The sequence below is a fragment of the Thermomonas mangrovi genome, from assembly GCF_028201335.1.
In the GTDB taxonomy this organism is placed as follows: domain Bacteria; phylum Pseudomonadota; class Gammaproteobacteria; order Xanthomonadales; family Xanthomonadaceae; genus Thermomonas; species Thermomonas mangrovi.
In genome coordinates this window covers 1-15,002 of sequence record NZ_JAPEVV010000009.1, presented here as the reverse complement: position 1 = coordinate 15,002, position 15,002 = coordinate 1, and the positions used below count along the sequence as shown (strand labels likewise).

Sequence of the window (15,002 nt, the reverse complement as noted above, 5' to 3'; positions counted from 1 at the left end):
GAAAGGGGATGCCCGCTCTGTCCTTTTGCCTGAGAGTTTGGAAGCGCGTGGGCGGGGAGGGGGTCCGCGCGGCTTCTTGCCCCTTCGGCGCCGGTGCCGCATCCATCGCGGGCCGGTCTCTCCAGAGTGTGGTCACACGGCGGTCTTCGGCCTGAGCGATTCCGGGCGGTTGCGCCTTCGGCAGCGCGCCAAGGCCTGGCGGCCCGCGCGCTTCTCCCTCCGTGCGGCGGAATTATACCCCGGAGGCCGGTGCCGGTCGCCGCTTCATCCAGAGGTAGACCGGCGCGCCTGCCAGCAGCAGGACCGCGCCCCAGCCCAGCGCTTCGGCGCCCGCGCCGGACAATGCAAACAGGCTGTAGAGCAGGGCCAGCAGCGCGACGGCACGGCCGCCGTTGCGACCGCCGCTGCGCAGCCAGGCCGCGCTGCTGGCGGCATAGGGCAGCAGGATGGCGGAGGTGGAGATCAGCAGGATGAAGGTGAACAACTCCACCAGCGAGCGGCTGTAGCTGGCGATCACCAGCAGGGTGGCGAGCACGCTGCCGACCAGGATGCCGAAGGCCGGCGTGCCATTGCGGTCGAGCCGCGCGAACCGGCGCGGGAACAGGCCGTCGCCGGCCGCTGCCAGCGAGACCTGGCCGCAGACCATCATCCAGCCATTGATCGCGCCGAAGGTGGAGACCGCGGCCAGTGCCGCGATCCCGAGCGCTGCGCCCGGGCCCCAGATCCGGCTGGCGGCGTCCGCCATCGGCGCGCCCGAGTCCTGCAGGACCTCGGTGGGCACCAGTCCGATCACCACCGTGCAGGCGAGGATGGTGGCGATGCCCGCCAGCAGGGTGCCGAGCAGGGTGGCGCGCGGGATGGTGCGCTCCGGGTCGCGGATCGCGCCCGCCGGCACGGTGGCGACCTCCAGCCCGCACAGCGCCCACATGGTCAGGATCACCGTGACCTGCGCGACCTGCGGCAGGGTCTTGCCGCTGGGGTTGAACGGCACGTAGTTCCCTGCATCGACGAACCACAACGCGACGATGCCGAACAGCAGCAAGGGCAGCAACTTCAACGCAGTCACCAGCACCTGCAGCCGCCCGGCCTGGCGCAGCCCGATGAGGTTGACCACGGAGCAGGTCCACAGCGCCAGCAGGGCGCAGGCCGCGGCACGCACCGGTGTCGCGGTCAGGACCGGGAAGATCGCGCCGATGCTGCCGGCGAACGCCACCGCGATCGCGGCCATGCCGGACCAGATCGAGATCCAGTAGCTCCAGGCGATGCCGAAACCGGCCGCATCCCCGAACGAGCGGCGCACGTAGGCGTAGGGCCCGCCCGTGCACGGCCAATGCACGGCGAGCTTGGCGAAGGTCGCGGCCAGCAGCAGGGCGCCACACAGCGCGATGGCCCAGCCGGTCAGGCTGGCGGCCCCGTAAGGCGCGAGGGCGGCCGGCAGCATGAAGACGCCGCTGCCGATCATGCTGCCCACCACCAGCGCAGTCGCCATCCACAGGCCCAGTGGCTTGCCGGCTGCGCCAGGCGCTGCGCGGTCGCTGACGCCGAGGGGATTGGTCATGGGCGTTCCTCGGGTGGCGCGTGGTGGGCGGGTCAGGCGGCGGGACCGGTGGCGTCGCGGTAGGCGGCGCGCAACAGTTCGTGGAAATGGTGCACGCCGGTTTCGCGCAGGGGGTTCAGCCTGCCCGGCACGTAGCTGCCGGAGGCGAAGCCGCGCTGCACGTCCTCGCAGATGCCGAGGTCCTCGTGCTGGACCTCGTCGCTGAAGGCGATGTCGGCGTCGCGCCGCCCGTCGTCGGCGGCATCGGCGTAATAGCTGTCGAACAGCACGCGGCAACGGTCCACGCCCAGCGGGATCACCGTGTTGGTCTGCAGGCGGCCGGGCAGGATGTTGAGCATGGTGTTCGGCCACAGCCAGTAGTACAGCGCGTCGCCGCTGCCGTACAGCGCGGGATCGCTCTCCAGCGGGCTCCACTGCAGCGAATGCCAGCGCGCCAGCTCGGTGCGGTAGCTGCGGTAGTCGAGCAGCCGGTTCAGGCCGGGGTGCACGAAGGGGACGTGGTAGCCCTCGAGGTAGTTGTCGACGTACACCTTCCAGTTGCAGCCGATGTCGTAGGCGACGCGATGGTGGCCGCCGTAGCCTGCCAGCCCGCGGTCGGGGCCGAGGCGTGCGTCGATGCCGGCGACGACGTCGTCGAAGTCGGCCGCGTTGGGTTCGTCGACCGCGGCGAAGACCAGTCCCTGCCAGACGCGCACCGCCAGTTGCGGCAGGCGGATGGCGGCGACGTCGAAGGCCTCGGCATCCTTCATTTCCGGTGCGGAACGCAGCTGGCCTTCCAGCGTGTAGGTCCAGCCGTGGTAGCGGCAACGCAGCGACTTCGCGGCGAGGCCGTCGCACTGCGCGAGCGGGCCAGCGCGATGCCGGCACACGTTGTGGAAGACGCGGATCGCATCGTCGGCACCGCGCACCGCGAGGATCGGCAGGCCGGCGAAGTCTGCGACCACGTGGTCGCCGGCGGCCTGCAGTTGCGAGACGTGCGCGACCAGTTGCCAGCCGCGGTCGAAGATCGCGCGGCGGTCGAGCGCGGCCATCCCGGCATCGACGTAATAGCGCGCGGGCAGCGCGGTGGCGGTGGCGGCGGGTTGCGGGGCGAGGTCGTGCGCGGAATCCATCCACCCAGTATGGCGCGAATGGACCCAGCCGGGCGCGTCAGGAACCGTTGAACAGGTCCTTGGCCTCGTCCTTGCCGCTCTCCATCACGCGGGCGGTGCCGCCGGGGCGGACCACGATGGATTGCACCGGATCGATGGTGCCGTCCTTGTGGACGCGCACGACCTGGTAATCGCCGGTGGGCACGCGGCGGACCTGGTACTTGCCGTCCTTGTCGATCTTGAGTTCGCGGCGGAAGCCGGTGTCGACGCCGGTGATGGTCACGGTGTCGCCGACCTTGGCTTCGCCGGTGATGTTGCCGGAGCTGGATTGCGCAGCGGCGGGCGAGGACAGGGCGGCCAACAGGGCGATGCCGGCGATGCGGCGGAACAGGCGTGAAGACATGGCGTTTGGGGGGCGAGGGAAGGCTGCACAGGCTGCCGTCGCGCATCCGCGGGGACAAGTGACTTTCGCCATGGTCGGCGGATGCGACGAGGCCGGCTTGCGCCGGCCTCGCCTTGCTTGCGGGTGAAACGCAGGGCGTCGGTCAGGCCGACGGCGCGGTCCAGCCGCAGGACTGGTTGGCGTTCTGCTGCTTCAGCCAGCCCTGCAAGGGCGCGAAGTACTCCAGCACCGCCGACGCATCCATCTTCTCGCCGCCGGTCAGTTCCTTCATCGTCTGCTGCCACGGCTGGCTGGCGCCCTTCGACAGCATCGCCCAGTACTTCTCGCCGGCTTCCTTGTTGCCGTAGAAGCTGCATTCGTACAACGGCCCCTTGTGGCCCGCGGCGTCGCACAGCGCCTTGTAGAACTGGAACTGCAGCACGTGGGAGAGGAAGTAGCGCGTGTACGGCGTGTTGCCCGGGACGTGGTACTTCGCGCCCGGGTCGAAGAAGTCCTCGCCGCGCGCGGTAGCCGGCGCCACGCCCTGGTACTTCGCCTTCAGGTCCCACCAGGCCTTGTTGTACTGGTCGGGCTTGATCGATCCGTCGAACACGCCCCAGCGCCAGCGGTCGATCATCAGGCCGAACGGCAGGAACGCGACCTTCGCCAGCGCCATGCGCATCTGGGCGTTGATCAGCGCCTCGTCGCTCTGCTGCTGCGCGCCGACCAGGCCCACCGAATGCAGGTAGGACGGGGTCATTGCCAGCACGATGGTGTCGCCGATCGCCTCGTGGAAGCCGTCGTGGGCGCCGTTCTGGAACAGCGGCGGCTGCTTGTTGTAGGCCAGGTCGTAATAGATGTGGCCGAGCTCGTGGTAGATCGTGGTGAGCTCTTCCTCGGTCGGCGTGATGCACATCTTGGTGCGCACGTCGCCTTCCATGTTCATGTCCCAGGCGCTGGCGTGGCAGACCACGTCGCGGTCCAGCGGCTTCACGAACTGCGACTTCTCCCAGTAACTCGCCGGCAGCTTGGGCATGCCCAGCGACACGTAGAAGTCCTGCGCGCGCTCGGTCATCTTCTTGGCGGTGTCGAGCGCCGCGGCGCGCTCGACCATGAACGCGCGTTGCGCCGCGCTGCCGTCGCCACCGGTCGCGCGCGCCCGCGCGCTGGCGAGGTCGGCCTGGGCGATCGCGTTCAGCGCGCCGTTCACGTCCAGGCTGCCGGCGCCCGGGTAGGGCTGCAGCATGTCCCAGAGGTTGCCCCAGTCCTGTTGCCAGAGATTACCCATGAGGTGCGCGGGCAGCATGCCGCCGGCGACCTCGCCCTTGTCCTTTCCGTACTCGGCGTCGAGGCGGCCGCGCGCGTAGCAGTGCAGCTGTTCGTAGAGCGGCTTGACCTGGTCCCAGAGGCGGTCGGTCTCGGCGGCCAGTTCGGCCGGGCTCATGTCGTAACCGGAACGCCACATTTCGCCGGCATCGGCGAAGCCCATGCCCTTGGCGCCCTCATTCACCAGTTCGACGAAGCGCGTGTAGTCCTTGCGCATCGGCACGCTGATGCTGTGCCAGCCCTGCCAGGCGTCCAGCTGTGCGTCGTAGTCGCGGCTCTTGGCCAGCACGTCGCTCAACTGGCCGATGTCGCGGCAGACCTTCGCCTCGCCCTCGCCCGTGCAGTAGCTGCCGGCCCCGTACATGCCTTCCATGCGGGTGGCGATCCGGGTGAGTTCGGCGAGCTTGACGGGATCGCGCGGGGCCGGCATCGCGGTCATCAGCTTCAGCAGCTTGATCGCCCGCGCGGTGTCCGGCGACAGCTGCTGGCCGTCGAAGCGCCGCGACTGCTCGATCCACCCGTTGAGCTGGGTCAGCCAGCGCTCGTTGGTCTTGGCGGCGATGGTCTCGCTGTCGCTGTTGATGTAGGTGCTCGACAGCCACTGCGCGGAATTGAGCTCGGCGCTGAGGCTGCGGAATTCCTTGTTCACCCGGGCGACGAACTGGTCCGCGGTTTCGCCGGCGGGCGGCGGCGCCGCGCCCGTGTTGGCGGGCGTGGGCGCCTGCTTGCAGGCGGCGAGCCCGAGCGTCATGGCCACGGCGGCAGCCAGCAGGGCGGGACGGAACGTCATGGTGCGATCCTCGTCGGCGCCGGGCGGCGCGGGAAGCGCAAGGCTAGACCGCGGCCCGGGGGGTCGCAAGTCGCGCCGGTCACGCCGGTGGCGGCACCAGGCGGCCCTGGCCGTCGACCAGGCCATGCGCGCGCAGCCAGGCCCAGGCCGCGTCGGCGTCGCGTTCCACGTAGTCGCGCGCGCTGCCGAGGCGGAAGGTGTAGCCCCAGGCGTCCATGTCGGCGAGCACGCGGTCGCGGCCGACCCCGGGCAGTGCGTCGCCCAGCAGTGCCTGCAGCACGCAGACGGCATCTTCTTCGGCGACCGAATCGGTGGCATCGGTGTGCACCCATTCGCGCCGTTCGGGCGGCAGCACGATCAGGTGGCAGGCCTCGTGCAGCAACGAGTGCACCGGCGTGTCGTCGCGCGCGTACACGGTGGTGCCGATGATCCCGGCCTCGCAGTCGCCCCAGTAGCTGCCGGGGATCGGGGCGTCATCGGCCACCCGTTGCAGGGCCAGGCCGTAGCTGCGCAGCAGCGCCGCGGCATCGTCGAAGGCGATGCCGCCCAGGGTCAGCACGTCACCCACCGTTGCGGCTCAGCCGCCGGCGCGGCCTTCCGGCAGCGCGACCGAGATGTCCAGCACGTCGTGCTCGCCATCCTTGACCACGTCCACCTTGACCGCGTCGACGTCGACCGCGACGTACTTGCGGATGACCTCGAGGATCTCGCGGCGCAGGAGCGGCAGGTAGTCGGGCGCGCCCTGCGAGCTGCGTTCCTGCGCGATGATGATCTGCAGGCGGTTCTTCGCGGTCTGCGCGGTGTTCTTCTTGGGCTTGAGGAAGTCGAAGATGGACATGCGTCAGCCCCCGAACAGCTTGCTGAAGAAGCCCTTCTTCTCGATCGTGGTGAAGCGCATCGGCCGGTCCTCGCCGAGCAGGCGCGCCACCGCGTCGTCGTAGGCCTGGCCGGCATTGGACTCGCCGTCCATGATCACCGGCTCGCCCTTGTTGGACGCGTTCAGCACGTCGCCGGACTCGGGCACCACGCCGAGCGTCTTCAATCCCAGCACTTCCTCGACGTCGGCGATCGAAAGCATCTCGCCGTTCTCGACGCGCTGCGGACTGTAGCGGGTCAGCAGCAGGTAGGCGGCGACGTCGCCGGTGCCCTGCTCGGCGCGGTGGGTCTTGCTGGCCAGCAGGCCGAGGATGCGGTCGGAGTCGCGCACCGAGGACACCTCGGGGTTGACCACCACGATCGCCTTGTCGGCGAAGTACATCGCGAGGAACGCGCCCTTCTCGATGCCGGCCGGGCTGTCGCAGACGATGAAGTCGAAGCCGTCGTCGGCGAGGTCCTTCAGGACCTTCTCCACGCCTTCCTTGGTCAGCGCGTCCTTGTCGCGGGTCTGCGAGGCGGCCAGCACGTACAGGTTGTCGAAGCGCTTGTCCTTGATCAGCGCCTGCTTCAGCGACGCTTCGCCGTGGATCACGTTGACGAAGTCGTACACCACGCGGCGTTCGCAGCCCATGATCAGGTCGAGGTTGCGCAGGCCGACGTCGAAGTCGATGACCGCGACCTTCTTGCCGCGGCGCGCGAGCCCGGTGGCGATGCTGGCGCTGGTCGTGGTCTTGCCCACGCCGCCCTTGCCCGAGGTGACTACGATGATTTCGGCCAAGTTGGCTTCCTCCGTTGGATGATGGGGCGGCTCAGTCGAGCGCCGCGAGCTTGAGTTGTCCCTTTTCCAGCCAGACCTGCACGGGCTTGCCGCGCAGCTCCTTCGGGATGTCTTCCAGGACCTTGTAGTGGCCGGCCACCGCGACCAGCTCCGCGTGGAACTCGCGGCAGAAGATGCGGGCGTCCTCGTTGCCCTGCGCGCCGGCGAGGGCGCGGCCGCGCAACGCGCCGTAGATGTGGATGCTGCCGTCGGCGATGACCTCGGCGCCCGCGCCGACCGCGGAGAGCACGGTCAGGTCGCGGTTCTCCGCGTAGACCTGCTGGCCGGAACGCACCGGCGCCGACTGCATCAGCCCCGGGCCGGCCGCTGCCTGCGCGGGCTTCGCCGGTGGCGCGGGCTCGGGCGCGCGCGATGGCGCGGGTTGCGGCGGAGTCGTGGCCGGCGCGGCATCGGCGCGCTCGTACTGCGCGCGGAACTTGGCCAGCAGCGGCAGCCCGAGTTCGCGGGAGAGCGCGTCGATCTCGCGGGTGCCGTAGGCCAGCGCCACCGGCAGCACGCCGGCCGCGCGCAGCCCGTCGACCAGGGCGCGTGCGTCGGCGAGCGAGGGCGCCGCGCTGAGGCCGCCGAAGTCGAGGACCACCGCGGTGCGATCGAACAGGTTGGGCGCGCGCTGGACGCGATCGCGCATCTCCGCCGCCAGCTGGGCGACATCGAGGGTGCGCACCCGCAGGTTGGCGATGCCGACCTGGCCGAACTTCAGCTCACCCGCCTGCGCGTAGTCCATCGCGAGGCTCACGCGCCGGTCCCGGTCTGCAGCACCGGCCCGGCGACGTGGCGCGGCTGTTGCAGCCACGCCGCATCCGGCAGGCCGTCGCCATAGGTCTCGCGGACCCAGGCGTAGCTGCACAGGGCCTTCATCAGCATCGCCGCGCGCACCCCGTGCTCGGGCATGACGTGCTGGCCCACTTCGCGGAAGCCGAAGCTGCCATGGAACAGCAGGGCGTGGTCGGTGCCCTGCTGCAGGAAGACCTCGCAGGCGAGTTGCGGATAGCGCAACTCCGCGTAGCTCTGCACGTCGGCGTAGAGCGCGCGGCCCACGCCGCCGCCGCGGCGGCGGCTGGCCACGACCACGCGGTCGATGTAGAAGAAATGCGGGTAGCGCTGGCGGAACCAGGCGAAGTTGCTGCTGTCGTGCGCGGCATCGGAGCCGAAGCCGATCAGGAAACCGGCCAGCGAGCCATCGCGCTCGGCCACGCGGAAGTACTCGGCCGCCTCGAACAGGCGGCGCACGCGTGCGGCGTCGAGGGGGAGGATCGCGGGTCCCGCGGCGTTGTTCAGGGCGAGGACGGAATCCAGCTCGTGCTCGCGCACGTCGCGGATGGCGATCGACATTACCTATGGCTCCGGCAGGGCGAGCAGGGCGCCCGCCGGTGGCGGGACCGGCGCGATTATCGCACGCAGTGCCGGGGCGCGGCCATGACCTTCGGTGCACGCAGGCGGGGTGCGGGGCAGGGTATAAGACGCCATGCTGAACCGCCTGTCCCACACCCGACTGCTGCGTTACGCGGGCCTGTTCACGTGGGCGATCGTGGGGCTGCCGTTGCTCTACTCGTGGCTCGGACCGCAATTGGGCAGCGGCGCAGAGGAGGAAGTGATCCTGCCGCCGATGCCCTGGCAGGGCTGGGTGGCGTATTTCGGTTTCGGGATCGCCTACGCCTGGCTAACCCGCAGCCTGGGGGTGCGCCGGCGCAGCCCGGCCGACTACGTGCTGCTCGTGCTGCTGACCTTGGCCGCGTTGGCGGTCAGCTATTTCAACGGCTCCGGCCTGGGCAGCGTGCTGCTGATGGTGGCCGCCTGCGTGCTGCCGTGGTTGCTCCCCCTGTCGCTGGGGGTGGTGTGGTTGCTGGCCAGCCAGCTGGCGGTGGCACCGGTGTTCATGCGCTGGCTGGATTTCCCGCTGTTCGACGCGCTGATGCAGTCGATGCTCTACGCCGGCTTTTCCGGCTTCGTGTTCATCACCAGCCTTGTTGCGCTGCAGCAGTCGCAAGCCCGGGAGGAGCAGCGCCGGCTCAATGCGGAGTTGCGGGCGACCCGCGCCCTGCTCGCGGAAAGCGCGCGGGTCAACGAGCGCACCCGCATCTCGCGGGAGCTGCACGACCTGCTGGGCCACCACCTGACGGCGCTCAGCCTCAACCTGGAAGTCGCGGGGCACCTCTCCGAGGGGCGGGTCAAGGAGCACGTCCAGCAGGCCCACACCTTGGCGAGGCTGCTGCTGACCGACGTGCGCGAGGCGGTCAGCCAGCTCCGGGAGGGCGGGTCGATCGACCTCGCCGCCGCCCTGCGGCCGCTGGCCGAGAACGTGCCGAACCTCGCCATCCACATGGACCTGCAGGCGCCGCTCACGGTCGACGACCCGGAGCGCGCGCATGTGCTGCTGCGCTGCGCGCAGGAGGCGATCACCAATGCGGTGCGTCATTCGGGTGCCCGCAACCTGTGGCTGCAGGCGCGGATCGAGGGCGGTCGCGCCGACCTGCGCATCCGCGACGATGGCCGCGGCACCGACCTGCTGGTGCCGGGCAACGGGCTGCAGGGCATGCGCGAGCGCCTGCGCCAGCACGGCGGCTGGCTTGAAGTGGTGTCGCGGCGCGACGAAGGATTCCAACTCAACATGTCCCTGCCGATCGGCGTGGTCGCCGAGGCGGGGCTCCCCGAAGGAGTGGCTGCATGATCCGTGTCTTCCTGGTCGACGACCAAACCCTGGTGCGCCAGGGCATCCGCTCGCTACTCGCGCTGGCCGACGGCATCGAGGTGGTGGCGGAAGCCGCCGACGGCCGGCAGGCGCTCGAGGCGATCCCCCAGGTCCGGCCCGACGTGGTGTTGATGGACATGCGGATGCCGGTGATGTCCGGGCTGGAGGCCCTGCAGGCGCTCGGCCGCGCCGGCGTGCTGCCGCCGACCATCATCCTGACCACCTTCGACGACGACCAGCTCGTGCTGGCCGGGATCAAGGCCGGGGCCAAGGGCTACCTGCTGAAGGACGTGTCGCTGGAACAACTGGTGGACGCGATCCAGGCGGTGGCGCAGGGCGGGTCGCTGGTGCAGCCCGCAGTGACCCAGCGGCTGCTGTCGGGCCTGGAGCACATGCGCAACGAGTTCGTCAGCTTGGATCGCCCGGACCCGCTCACCGACCGCGAGACCGAGATCCTGCGGCTGATGGCCTCCGGCTTCTCCAACAAGGAGATCGCCAATTCGCTGGGCGTGGCGGAGGGCACCATCAAGAACCACGTCTCCAACATCCTGTCGAAGTTGGGTGTCCGCGACCGGACCCGGGCGGTGCTGAAGGCCTTCGAGCTGCAACTGGTCTGACCGGGACAGGATGCCCGGCCCGCCGCGCTGCAGCGCGGCAGGCGCTCGGGAGTGACGGATTGCGGGCAGGCACGGGGCCACTCCCCCTCGCCCCGGACGGTTTGATACGATGGCAGGTCTGCGCGGCCATCGACCGCGAGCGGCATTTCCCGGAGATTCCTGAATGACTCGTTTGCTCGAGATCCTGATTTCCCTCGCGATCGTCGTGGGCCTGTACCTGGTGGTCGCCTTGGTGCTGCCGTCCGAGCGCCATCTGGTCGAAAAGGTCGAGACCAACCGCAAGCTGACCATCGTGTTCGATTCGTTGAACAGCCTGCGCCGCTTCAAGGACTGGAATCCGTTGGTCCTGCGCGACCCGGCCGTTCAACTGACCTTGTCCGGCCCGCAGTCCGGCGTCGGCGCGCGGCTCGACTATGCCTCGACCAAGGAGCAGCTCGGGAAGGGGTCGTGGGAAATCACCGAGAGCGTCCCGCGCGAAAAGGTGGCCTACAAGATCGAGAACATCGAGCGCGGCAGCGACAAGCGCACCGCCTTCGAGTTCAAGCCCACCGGCCGCAACAACCGCAACGTCGAAATCACCCAGACGTACGATGTCTCGTATGGCTGGGACCTCCTCGGCCGCTACTCGGGCCTGTACGTGGCGCGCCACGTCGGCGACGACATGAAGCTCGGCCTGTCGCGCATCGTCGGCATGCTGGCGTCGATCCCGAACGAGGACTACGGCGTGTCCGGCAGCAAGCTGGTCGGCTTCAAGGTCATCGACCGTCCCGCCGAGGACGTGCTGTTCGTCACCGCCGGCAACATCGATCGCGCGAACACCGCGATCCAGTCCTCGATCGGCGCCAACAGCGAGTGGATCAAGCGCGTGATGGACGCCAACGGCCTCGAGGCGGTGGGTCCGGTGCGCATCGTGACCACCGATCTCGGCCGCGAGACCTACAACTTCGACGTCGCCCAGGTCGTGCGCAAGAAGGACGGCAGCGCCATCGGCAATGTCGCCCTGCAGGGGCCCGTGAAGTACGAGCGCAGCGAGCCGGCGAAGGTGGCGATGGCGTCGTACACGGGCTACATGGCTGAACTGGAGAAGGCGCGCAACGCGCTGCGGGCCTGGTCGGCGACCAACGGCTACGACGTCACCGGCCGCGCCTACGAGAGCTACAAGTCGGGCGTCGCCAGCGCGTTCACCGAGAACGGCGAGTTCGACGTGTACTGGCCCCTGAAGAAGTAACCCATCGCGCCAGTAATGCATGACCGGACGCCGCGCTTGTCGCGGCGTCCGCATTTCGGGGCAGGTTCATCGTTCGAGGGTGGGGGCATGCCGCGCTACCGCAGGGGATTCGATGTCGACGCAGCCTTCGCGTACCTGCGCAAGCGCGACCGTGCGCTCGGCGCCTGGATGCGCAGGATCGGGCCGATCGAAGCTGACGCGCGCTGGCGCAAATCCTTCGATCCGGTCGATGCGCTGGCGCGGGCGATCCTGTACCAACAGCTGAGCGGCAAGGCTGCCGCGACCATCGTGGGCCGCGTCGAGGCGGCGATCGGCTCGGACCGGTTGCATGCAGGCACGCTGGGCACGATCGATGACGTCGCCTTGCGTGCCTGCGGCGTCTCCGGGAACAAGGCGCTTGCCTTGCGCGACCTGGTACGGCGAGAAGCCGCCGGTGAGATCCCGGACCGGCGGCGGATGGCGACCATGCAGGACGTCGCGATCATCGACGCGCTGGTTCCCACCCGCGGGATCGGGCGGTGGACCGTCGAAATGATGCTGATGTTCCGATTGGGGCGACCGGATGTACTGCCGATCGACGACCTCGGGATCCGCAAGGGCGCGCAGCGCGTCGACGGGCTCGATGCCATGCCGACGCCGAAATCGCTCGCAGAGCGAGGCGAGCGATGGGGGCCCTATCGCACCTACGCGAGTTTCTACCTCTGGCGCATCGCCGACATGCCTTCGCCGGGCTGAGCCTTCCGCAAGGTCGAGGGCGGCAGGAAGTGCCGGATCCAGGCCCGCAGGCCGGCAAGGGTGACCTCGCCCGTTGCGTCGGCCACCTGGTTCGCATACGTGCTCGCGAGCAGCCGGCCATGCGCATCGAGCACAAGAATGCCGGGATCCCCTCGATCCCGAGTTCGCGGTAGGCGTAATCCTCCCCGGGGGCCACGATGGGCCATGCGAGGCCGAGCCGGGGCGCGAGGTGGGCAGATTCCTCGACGTCATCGACCGAGATCGCGACGACATGCACGGCCTGGGCATCGCGCAGGAAGGCATTGAGTACCGGAATCTCGCGTACGCAGGGCGGGCAGTGCGCGCTGTAGAGGTTCACCAGCAATGGTCCACCGCGAAAGCGCGCCAAGCCCCCGCCTACCCGGAAGTCCGGCAGGGGCTCGCCGGGGTCGACGAGCAGCGTGGTAATCGGAAAATAGTGCTTGTCGGCATCGCGCATTGCGATTCTCTTGGGCTGGCGGAGCAAGAGGTGTGCATTGGCCCGCGAGGAGCTGCCCGGACGGCGATTCTAGGCCTGGAATGGCGTCTTGGTCAGACGCGCCGGTGGCCAGCCGCCTGCAGCGACGACACCGCAGCATCCAGGCAGCACGACTTCACGAGGATGTAGTCCGTGTCGTACGTGCTGACCGCGAAGATGCCTATACCTGACCGGGCCAAGGGGTCGAGGCATGAGGAGAGGATTCCGGTCTGGTTGAACGCAAATGGCCCGACGAGTTTGATCGCGCGCCAGCCCCGCTCAGTTGTTCCCATGCCAGCTGCCAATCCGGCTTCGCACACGATCGACAGTTCATCATTCGTTCTGGAGATCGAGCAAAAGCCGCCCGCTGCAAGGATCCGATCCGGGATTGGAGCGCCGGCGTCGAGTCGCGTGATCGCCAGTTCCTCGGCGAGGACGAGGAACTCGAGTGGCCTGGGGTGCACTTCACTGCGTTGATGGGGCATCGCGTGTGGATCCAAGGACAAGATCGAGGGCCAGCCAAGTCGCTTAGTGCAAGCATTGTAGAGCGCCAGTTTCGCCGCCGACGATCCACGATGTCGATGCCACGGCGCAAACCGGTCTCCGACAAAGCCAGCCTTTCAAGGAGAAGCCTGAGCCGCTCGCTCGCCACTCCGGCAGATCGCCTTGCAGGCCAGGCGGCCGCGACCGACCGTGAGGGACTCGGTTCGAATTTCGGCGGAGCAATCCTCTGCAACGAAAGTTTTGCAGCGGCGTCCGATCCCTTCAGCGATCCTGGAAGCATGGGTTGCCAAGGCGACGCCTTGTCGGATCCGAGTCATCGACATGGTGGAAGTGCTGCAACGGTCAGCTCGATGCGCGCAACTGGAAGTGGTGCAGGCAATCGTGCTGGCTGCACTTACGGGCCACGCGCTAGACAACCCGTACAGACCGGCGTCGGGCGCGATCCTCTGTTCTTGGCCATCGCGCCGAGCTGCGCAACGTTGACCGGTCGTTGGCGAACTGTCAGGGGGCTGGCGCCTTGATCACGAATCCGCGTTCCACGTCGCCATTGAATCCGAGTGATTCGTAAATCCGATGAGCTTCGGTACGAGTCGCGCCAGACAGCAAGAATACCTTGCAGCACCGCTTGTCCCAGGCGAAGGTCAAGGCAGCATCGATGGTCTTCGTTGCGATGCCTTTCCCACGGTGGTCCGGAAGGGTGATCACATGTTCGATCACGCCGATGTGGCATCCGCCGCTTGCGACGTTCGGGATGAGCGCCAGCATGCAAGTCGAAGCAAGCTGTCCGTCGACTTCCGCAACGAATAGGCTGGTTACCTCACTCCGAATCACGTTCAAGAACAGGGCTGTCGCCTGGATTATGTCAAGTTTCGGATCTTCCGGACGCAAGCAGGCGTAGAGATGCGTGATCCCCTCAAGGTCGTCCTCACATGCGAGGCGGATTTGCATGGAAATGTTCCGCGTTTCGAACGCAAGATTCTAGGCTAGCCGACCAGTGGCCGCGGCGTTGGGACAATCTTAGCGCCAGCGCCGAGGCCGCAAAGCGGACTCGGCTTGAACGAATTGTTAGCCCTGCGGTTCTTCAGACGGAACCTGGTTAGCGCTGGACGCCGCCACTACGTGGGATGAAACACTCGCGATGGCTTGTGCCATGACGTCACCAAGCACGCCCTGTTCACCACAGCGCCTACACTGAATGAGATCCGTGGGCTTGGGATTGGTGGGCATGATGAACTGGGTACTGCCACAGGTGCACTCGAGCTTTACTTGGATACGCGCCATGCTTGATTCCTAACGTGGGTTGAGTTGGTGCTGGCCGTGCGCGCGTGCGACCGATTGAGCAGACCTAACGCCTGAGTTAAGCCGGCCCGCTGAGCGGGCGGCGGCAAAGCATCATGTTACCGCTTTGCCGAGACCGCGAAGCGGGCTCGGCTTGAACGAATTGTTAGCTGGGAGACCAGCCGTTGATCGCTCTTTGTCCGGTTGCAACCAGAGCCAATTCTGGTGGCGCTTGGTCCGGGCCGGCAAGCCGCTCTAGCGAGAGAAGGAGGCAACTGCTCTTGGCAAGAATTCACAACGCAGGAAGTGCCCTTGATCCTGGGCTTTGTCACTGAACTCAAAGTGTTGAACCCGACTCTGGTCCCAGCTAACGCCTGAGTTAAGCCGGCCCGCTGACCGGGCGCGGCGTTGGAACAATCTTAGCGCCAGCGCCGAGGCCGCGAAGCGGGCTCGGCTTGAACGAATTGTTAGGCCGCGCAAGTTAACAAAGTAAGTGCAACACCTGCGACGCCTGAGAAGGAGGCGGTGAGCTGGCAGACTGAAGGCGATCACTCCGGCAAGAGAAGATCCCTCATGTACCACCAGCTCACCGAA

15 protein-coding genes, 1 pseudogene and 1 riboswitch are annotated in these 15,002 nt (G+C 67.9%); of the genes and pseudogenes, 4 read left to right on the top strand and 12 right to left on the bottom strand.

The features are described from left to right. Positions 1-7: 7 nt before the first annotated feature. Positions 8-135, bottom strand: a riboswitch (glycine riboswitch). 97 nt (positions 136-232) lie between these two features. From ON759_RS12565 to ON759_RS12525, 9 genes are all read right to left on the bottom strand, one after another. Then, positions 233-1,558: an amino acid permease gene (locus tag ON759_RS12565; protein ID WP_271680736.1), complete on the bottom strand. Its 1,326-nt coding sequence runs from the start codon at positions 1,556-1,558 to the stop codon at positions 233-235. A gap of 32 nt (positions 1,559-1,590) precedes the next feature. Then, the gene (locus ON759_RS12560; protein ID WP_271680735.1) at positions 1,591-2,670 is read right to left on the bottom strand and encodes an aromatic ring-hydroxylating oxygenase subunit alpha; all 1,080 of its coding nucleotides are present in this window, start codon (positions 2,668-2,670) and stop codon (positions 1,591-1,593) included. A 37-nt stretch (positions 2,671-2,707) separates the two neighbouring features. Then, positions 2,708-3,052 (bottom strand): carboxypeptidase-like regulatory domain-containing protein, encoded by a 345-nt coding sequence (locus ON759_RS12555; RefSeq protein WP_271680734.1) that lies wholly within the window; start codon positions 3,050-3,052, stop codon positions 2,708-2,710. A 142-nt stretch (positions 3,053-3,194) separates the two neighbouring features. Then, positions 3,195-5,147, bottom strand: coding sequence for a M2 family metallopeptidase (locus ON759_RS12550; RefSeq protein ID WP_271680733.1), 1,953 nt, complete (start codon positions 5,145-5,147; stop codon positions 3,195-3,197). A gap of 79 nt (positions 5,148-5,226) precedes the next feature. Then, positions 5,227-5,706, bottom strand: coding sequence for a hypothetical protein (locus ON759_RS12545; protein ID WP_271680883.1), 480 nt, complete (start codon positions 5,704-5,706; stop codon positions 5,227-5,229). An 18-nt stretch (positions 5,707-5,724) separates the two neighbouring features. Further along, on the bottom strand, positions 5,725-5,985 hold the full coding sequence (gene minE, locus ON759_RS12540) for a cell division topological specificity factor MinE (protein ID WP_271680732.1): 261 nt from the start codon (positions 5,983-5,985) through the stop codon (positions 5,725-5,727). A gap of 3 nt (positions 5,986-5,988) precedes the next feature. Beyond that, complete coding sequence (gene minD, locus ON759_RS12535; protein WP_271680731.1) at positions 5,989-6,801, bottom strand: septum site-determining protein MinD; 813 nt, start codon at positions 6,799-6,801, stop codon at positions 5,989-5,991. Positions 6,802-6,832: 31 nt separating this feature from the next. Further along, positions 6,833-7,585, bottom strand: coding sequence for a septum site-determining protein MinC (minC, locus tag ON759_RS12530; RefSeq protein WP_271680882.1), 753 nt, complete (start codon positions 7,583-7,585; stop codon positions 6,833-6,835). Between the two features lie 8 nt (positions 7,586-7,593). Beyond that, complete coding sequence (locus tag ON759_RS12525; protein WP_271680730.1) at positions 7,594-8,193, bottom strand: GNAT family N-acetyltransferase; 600 nt, start codon at positions 8,191-8,193, stop codon at positions 7,594-7,596. Positions 8,194-8,326: 133 nt separating this feature from the next. Between ON759_RS12525 and ON759_RS12520 the strand changes: the two genes are divergently transcribed. The 4 genes from ON759_RS12520 to ON759_RS12505 all read left to right on the top strand — a co-directional run bounded on the left by ON759_RS12520 (position 8,327) and on the right by ON759_RS12505 (position 12,130). Next, the gene (locus tag ON759_RS12520) at positions 8,327-9,529 is read left to right on the top strand and encodes a sensor histidine kinase (RefSeq protein ID WP_271680729.1); all 1,203 of its coding nucleotides are present in this window, start codon (positions 8,327-8,329) and stop codon (positions 9,527-9,529) included. Continuing rightward, on the top strand, positions 9,526-10,167 hold the full coding sequence (locus tag ON759_RS12515) for a response regulator (protein ID WP_271680728.1): 642 nt from the start codon (positions 9,526-9,528) through the stop codon (positions 10,165-10,167). The genes ON759_RS12520 and ON759_RS12515 overlap by 4 nt, the downstream gene beginning before the upstream one ends. A gap of 163 nt (positions 10,168-10,330) precedes the next feature. Beyond that, positions 10,331-11,395, top strand: coding sequence for a polyketide cyclase (locus ON759_RS12510; protein ID WP_271680727.1), 1,065 nt, complete (start codon positions 10,331-10,333; stop codon positions 11,393-11,395). An 87-nt stretch (positions 11,396-11,482) separates the two neighbouring features. Continuing rightward, entirely contained in the window at positions 11,483-12,130 is a 648-nt protein-coding gene (locus tag ON759_RS12505) for a DNA-3-methyladenine glycosylase family protein (RefSeq protein ID WP_271680726.1), read from the top strand. A gap of 163 nt (positions 12,131-12,293) precedes the next feature. Here ON759_RS12505 and ON759_RS14035 read toward each other — a convergent pair. From ON759_RS14035 to ON759_RS12495, 3 genes and pseudogenes are all read right to left on the bottom strand, one after another. Continuing rightward, positions 12,294-12,608: pseudogene (locus tag ON759_RS14035) on the bottom strand (TlpA family protein disulfide reductase); the annotation flags it as partial. A 92-nt stretch (positions 12,609-12,700) separates the two neighbouring features. After that, positions 12,701-13,111: an ACT domain-containing protein gene (locus ON759_RS12500; RefSeq protein WP_271680725.1), complete on the bottom strand. Its 411-nt coding sequence runs from the start codon at positions 13,109-13,111 to the stop codon at positions 12,701-12,703. Between the two features lie 520 nt (positions 13,112-13,631). Continuing rightward, the gene (locus tag ON759_RS12495) at positions 13,632-14,078 is read right to left on the bottom strand and encodes a GNAT family N-acetyltransferase (RefSeq protein ID WP_271680724.1); all 447 of its coding nucleotides are present in this window, start codon (positions 14,076-14,078) and stop codon (positions 13,632-13,634) included. Positions 14,079-15,002: the final 924 nt, after the last annotated feature.

Coding starts and splice junctions, on each gene's coding strand:
- ON759_RS12565 (WP_271680736.1), bottom strand. CDS start 1,558: ATGACCAATCCCCTCGGCGTCAGCGACCGCGCAGCGCCTGGCGCAGCC.
- ON759_RS12560 (WP_271680735.1), bottom strand. CDS start 2,670: ATGGATTCCGCGCACGACCTCGCCCCGCAACCCGCCGCCACCGCCACC.
- ON759_RS12555 (WP_271680734.1), bottom strand. CDS start 3,052: ATGTCTTCACGCCTGTTCCGCCGCATCGCCGGCATCGCCCTGTTGGCC.
- ON759_RS12550 (WP_271680733.1), bottom strand. CDS start 5,147: ATGACGTTCCGTCCCGCCCTGCTGGCTGCCGCCGTGGCCATGACGCTC.
- minE (WP_271680732.1), bottom strand. CDS start 5,985: ATGTCCATCTTCGACTTCCTCAAGCCCAAGAAGAACACCGCGCAGACC.
- minC (WP_271680882.1), bottom strand. CDS start 7,585: ATGGACTACGCGCAGGCGGGTGAGCTGAAGTTCGGCCAGGTCGGCATC.
- ON759_RS12525 (WP_271680730.1), bottom strand. CDS start 8,193: ATGTCGATCGCCATCCGCGACGTGCGCGAGCACGAGCTGGATTCCGTC.
- ON759_RS12520 (WP_271680729.1), top strand. CDS start 8,327: ATGCTGAACCGCCTGTCCCACACCCGACTGCTGCGTTACGCGGGCCTG.
- ON759_RS12515 (WP_271680728.1), top strand. CDS start 9,526: ATGATCCGTGTCTTCCTGGTCGACGACCAAACCCTGGTGCGCCAGGGC.
- ON759_RS12510 (WP_271680727.1), top strand. CDS start 10,331: ATGACTCGTTTGCTCGAGATCCTGATTTCCCTCGCGATCGTCGTGGGC.
- ON759_RS12505 (WP_271680726.1), top strand. CDS start 11,483: ATGCCGCGCTACCGCAGGGGATTCGATGTCGACGCAGCCTTCGCGTAC.
- ON759_RS12500 (WP_271680725.1), bottom strand. CDS start 13,111: ATGCCCCATCAACGCAGTGAAGTGCACCCCAGGCCACTCGAGTTCCTC.
- ON759_RS12495 (WP_271680724.1), bottom strand. CDS start 14,078: ATGCAAATCCGCCTCGCATGTGAGGACGACCTTGAGGGGATCACGCAT.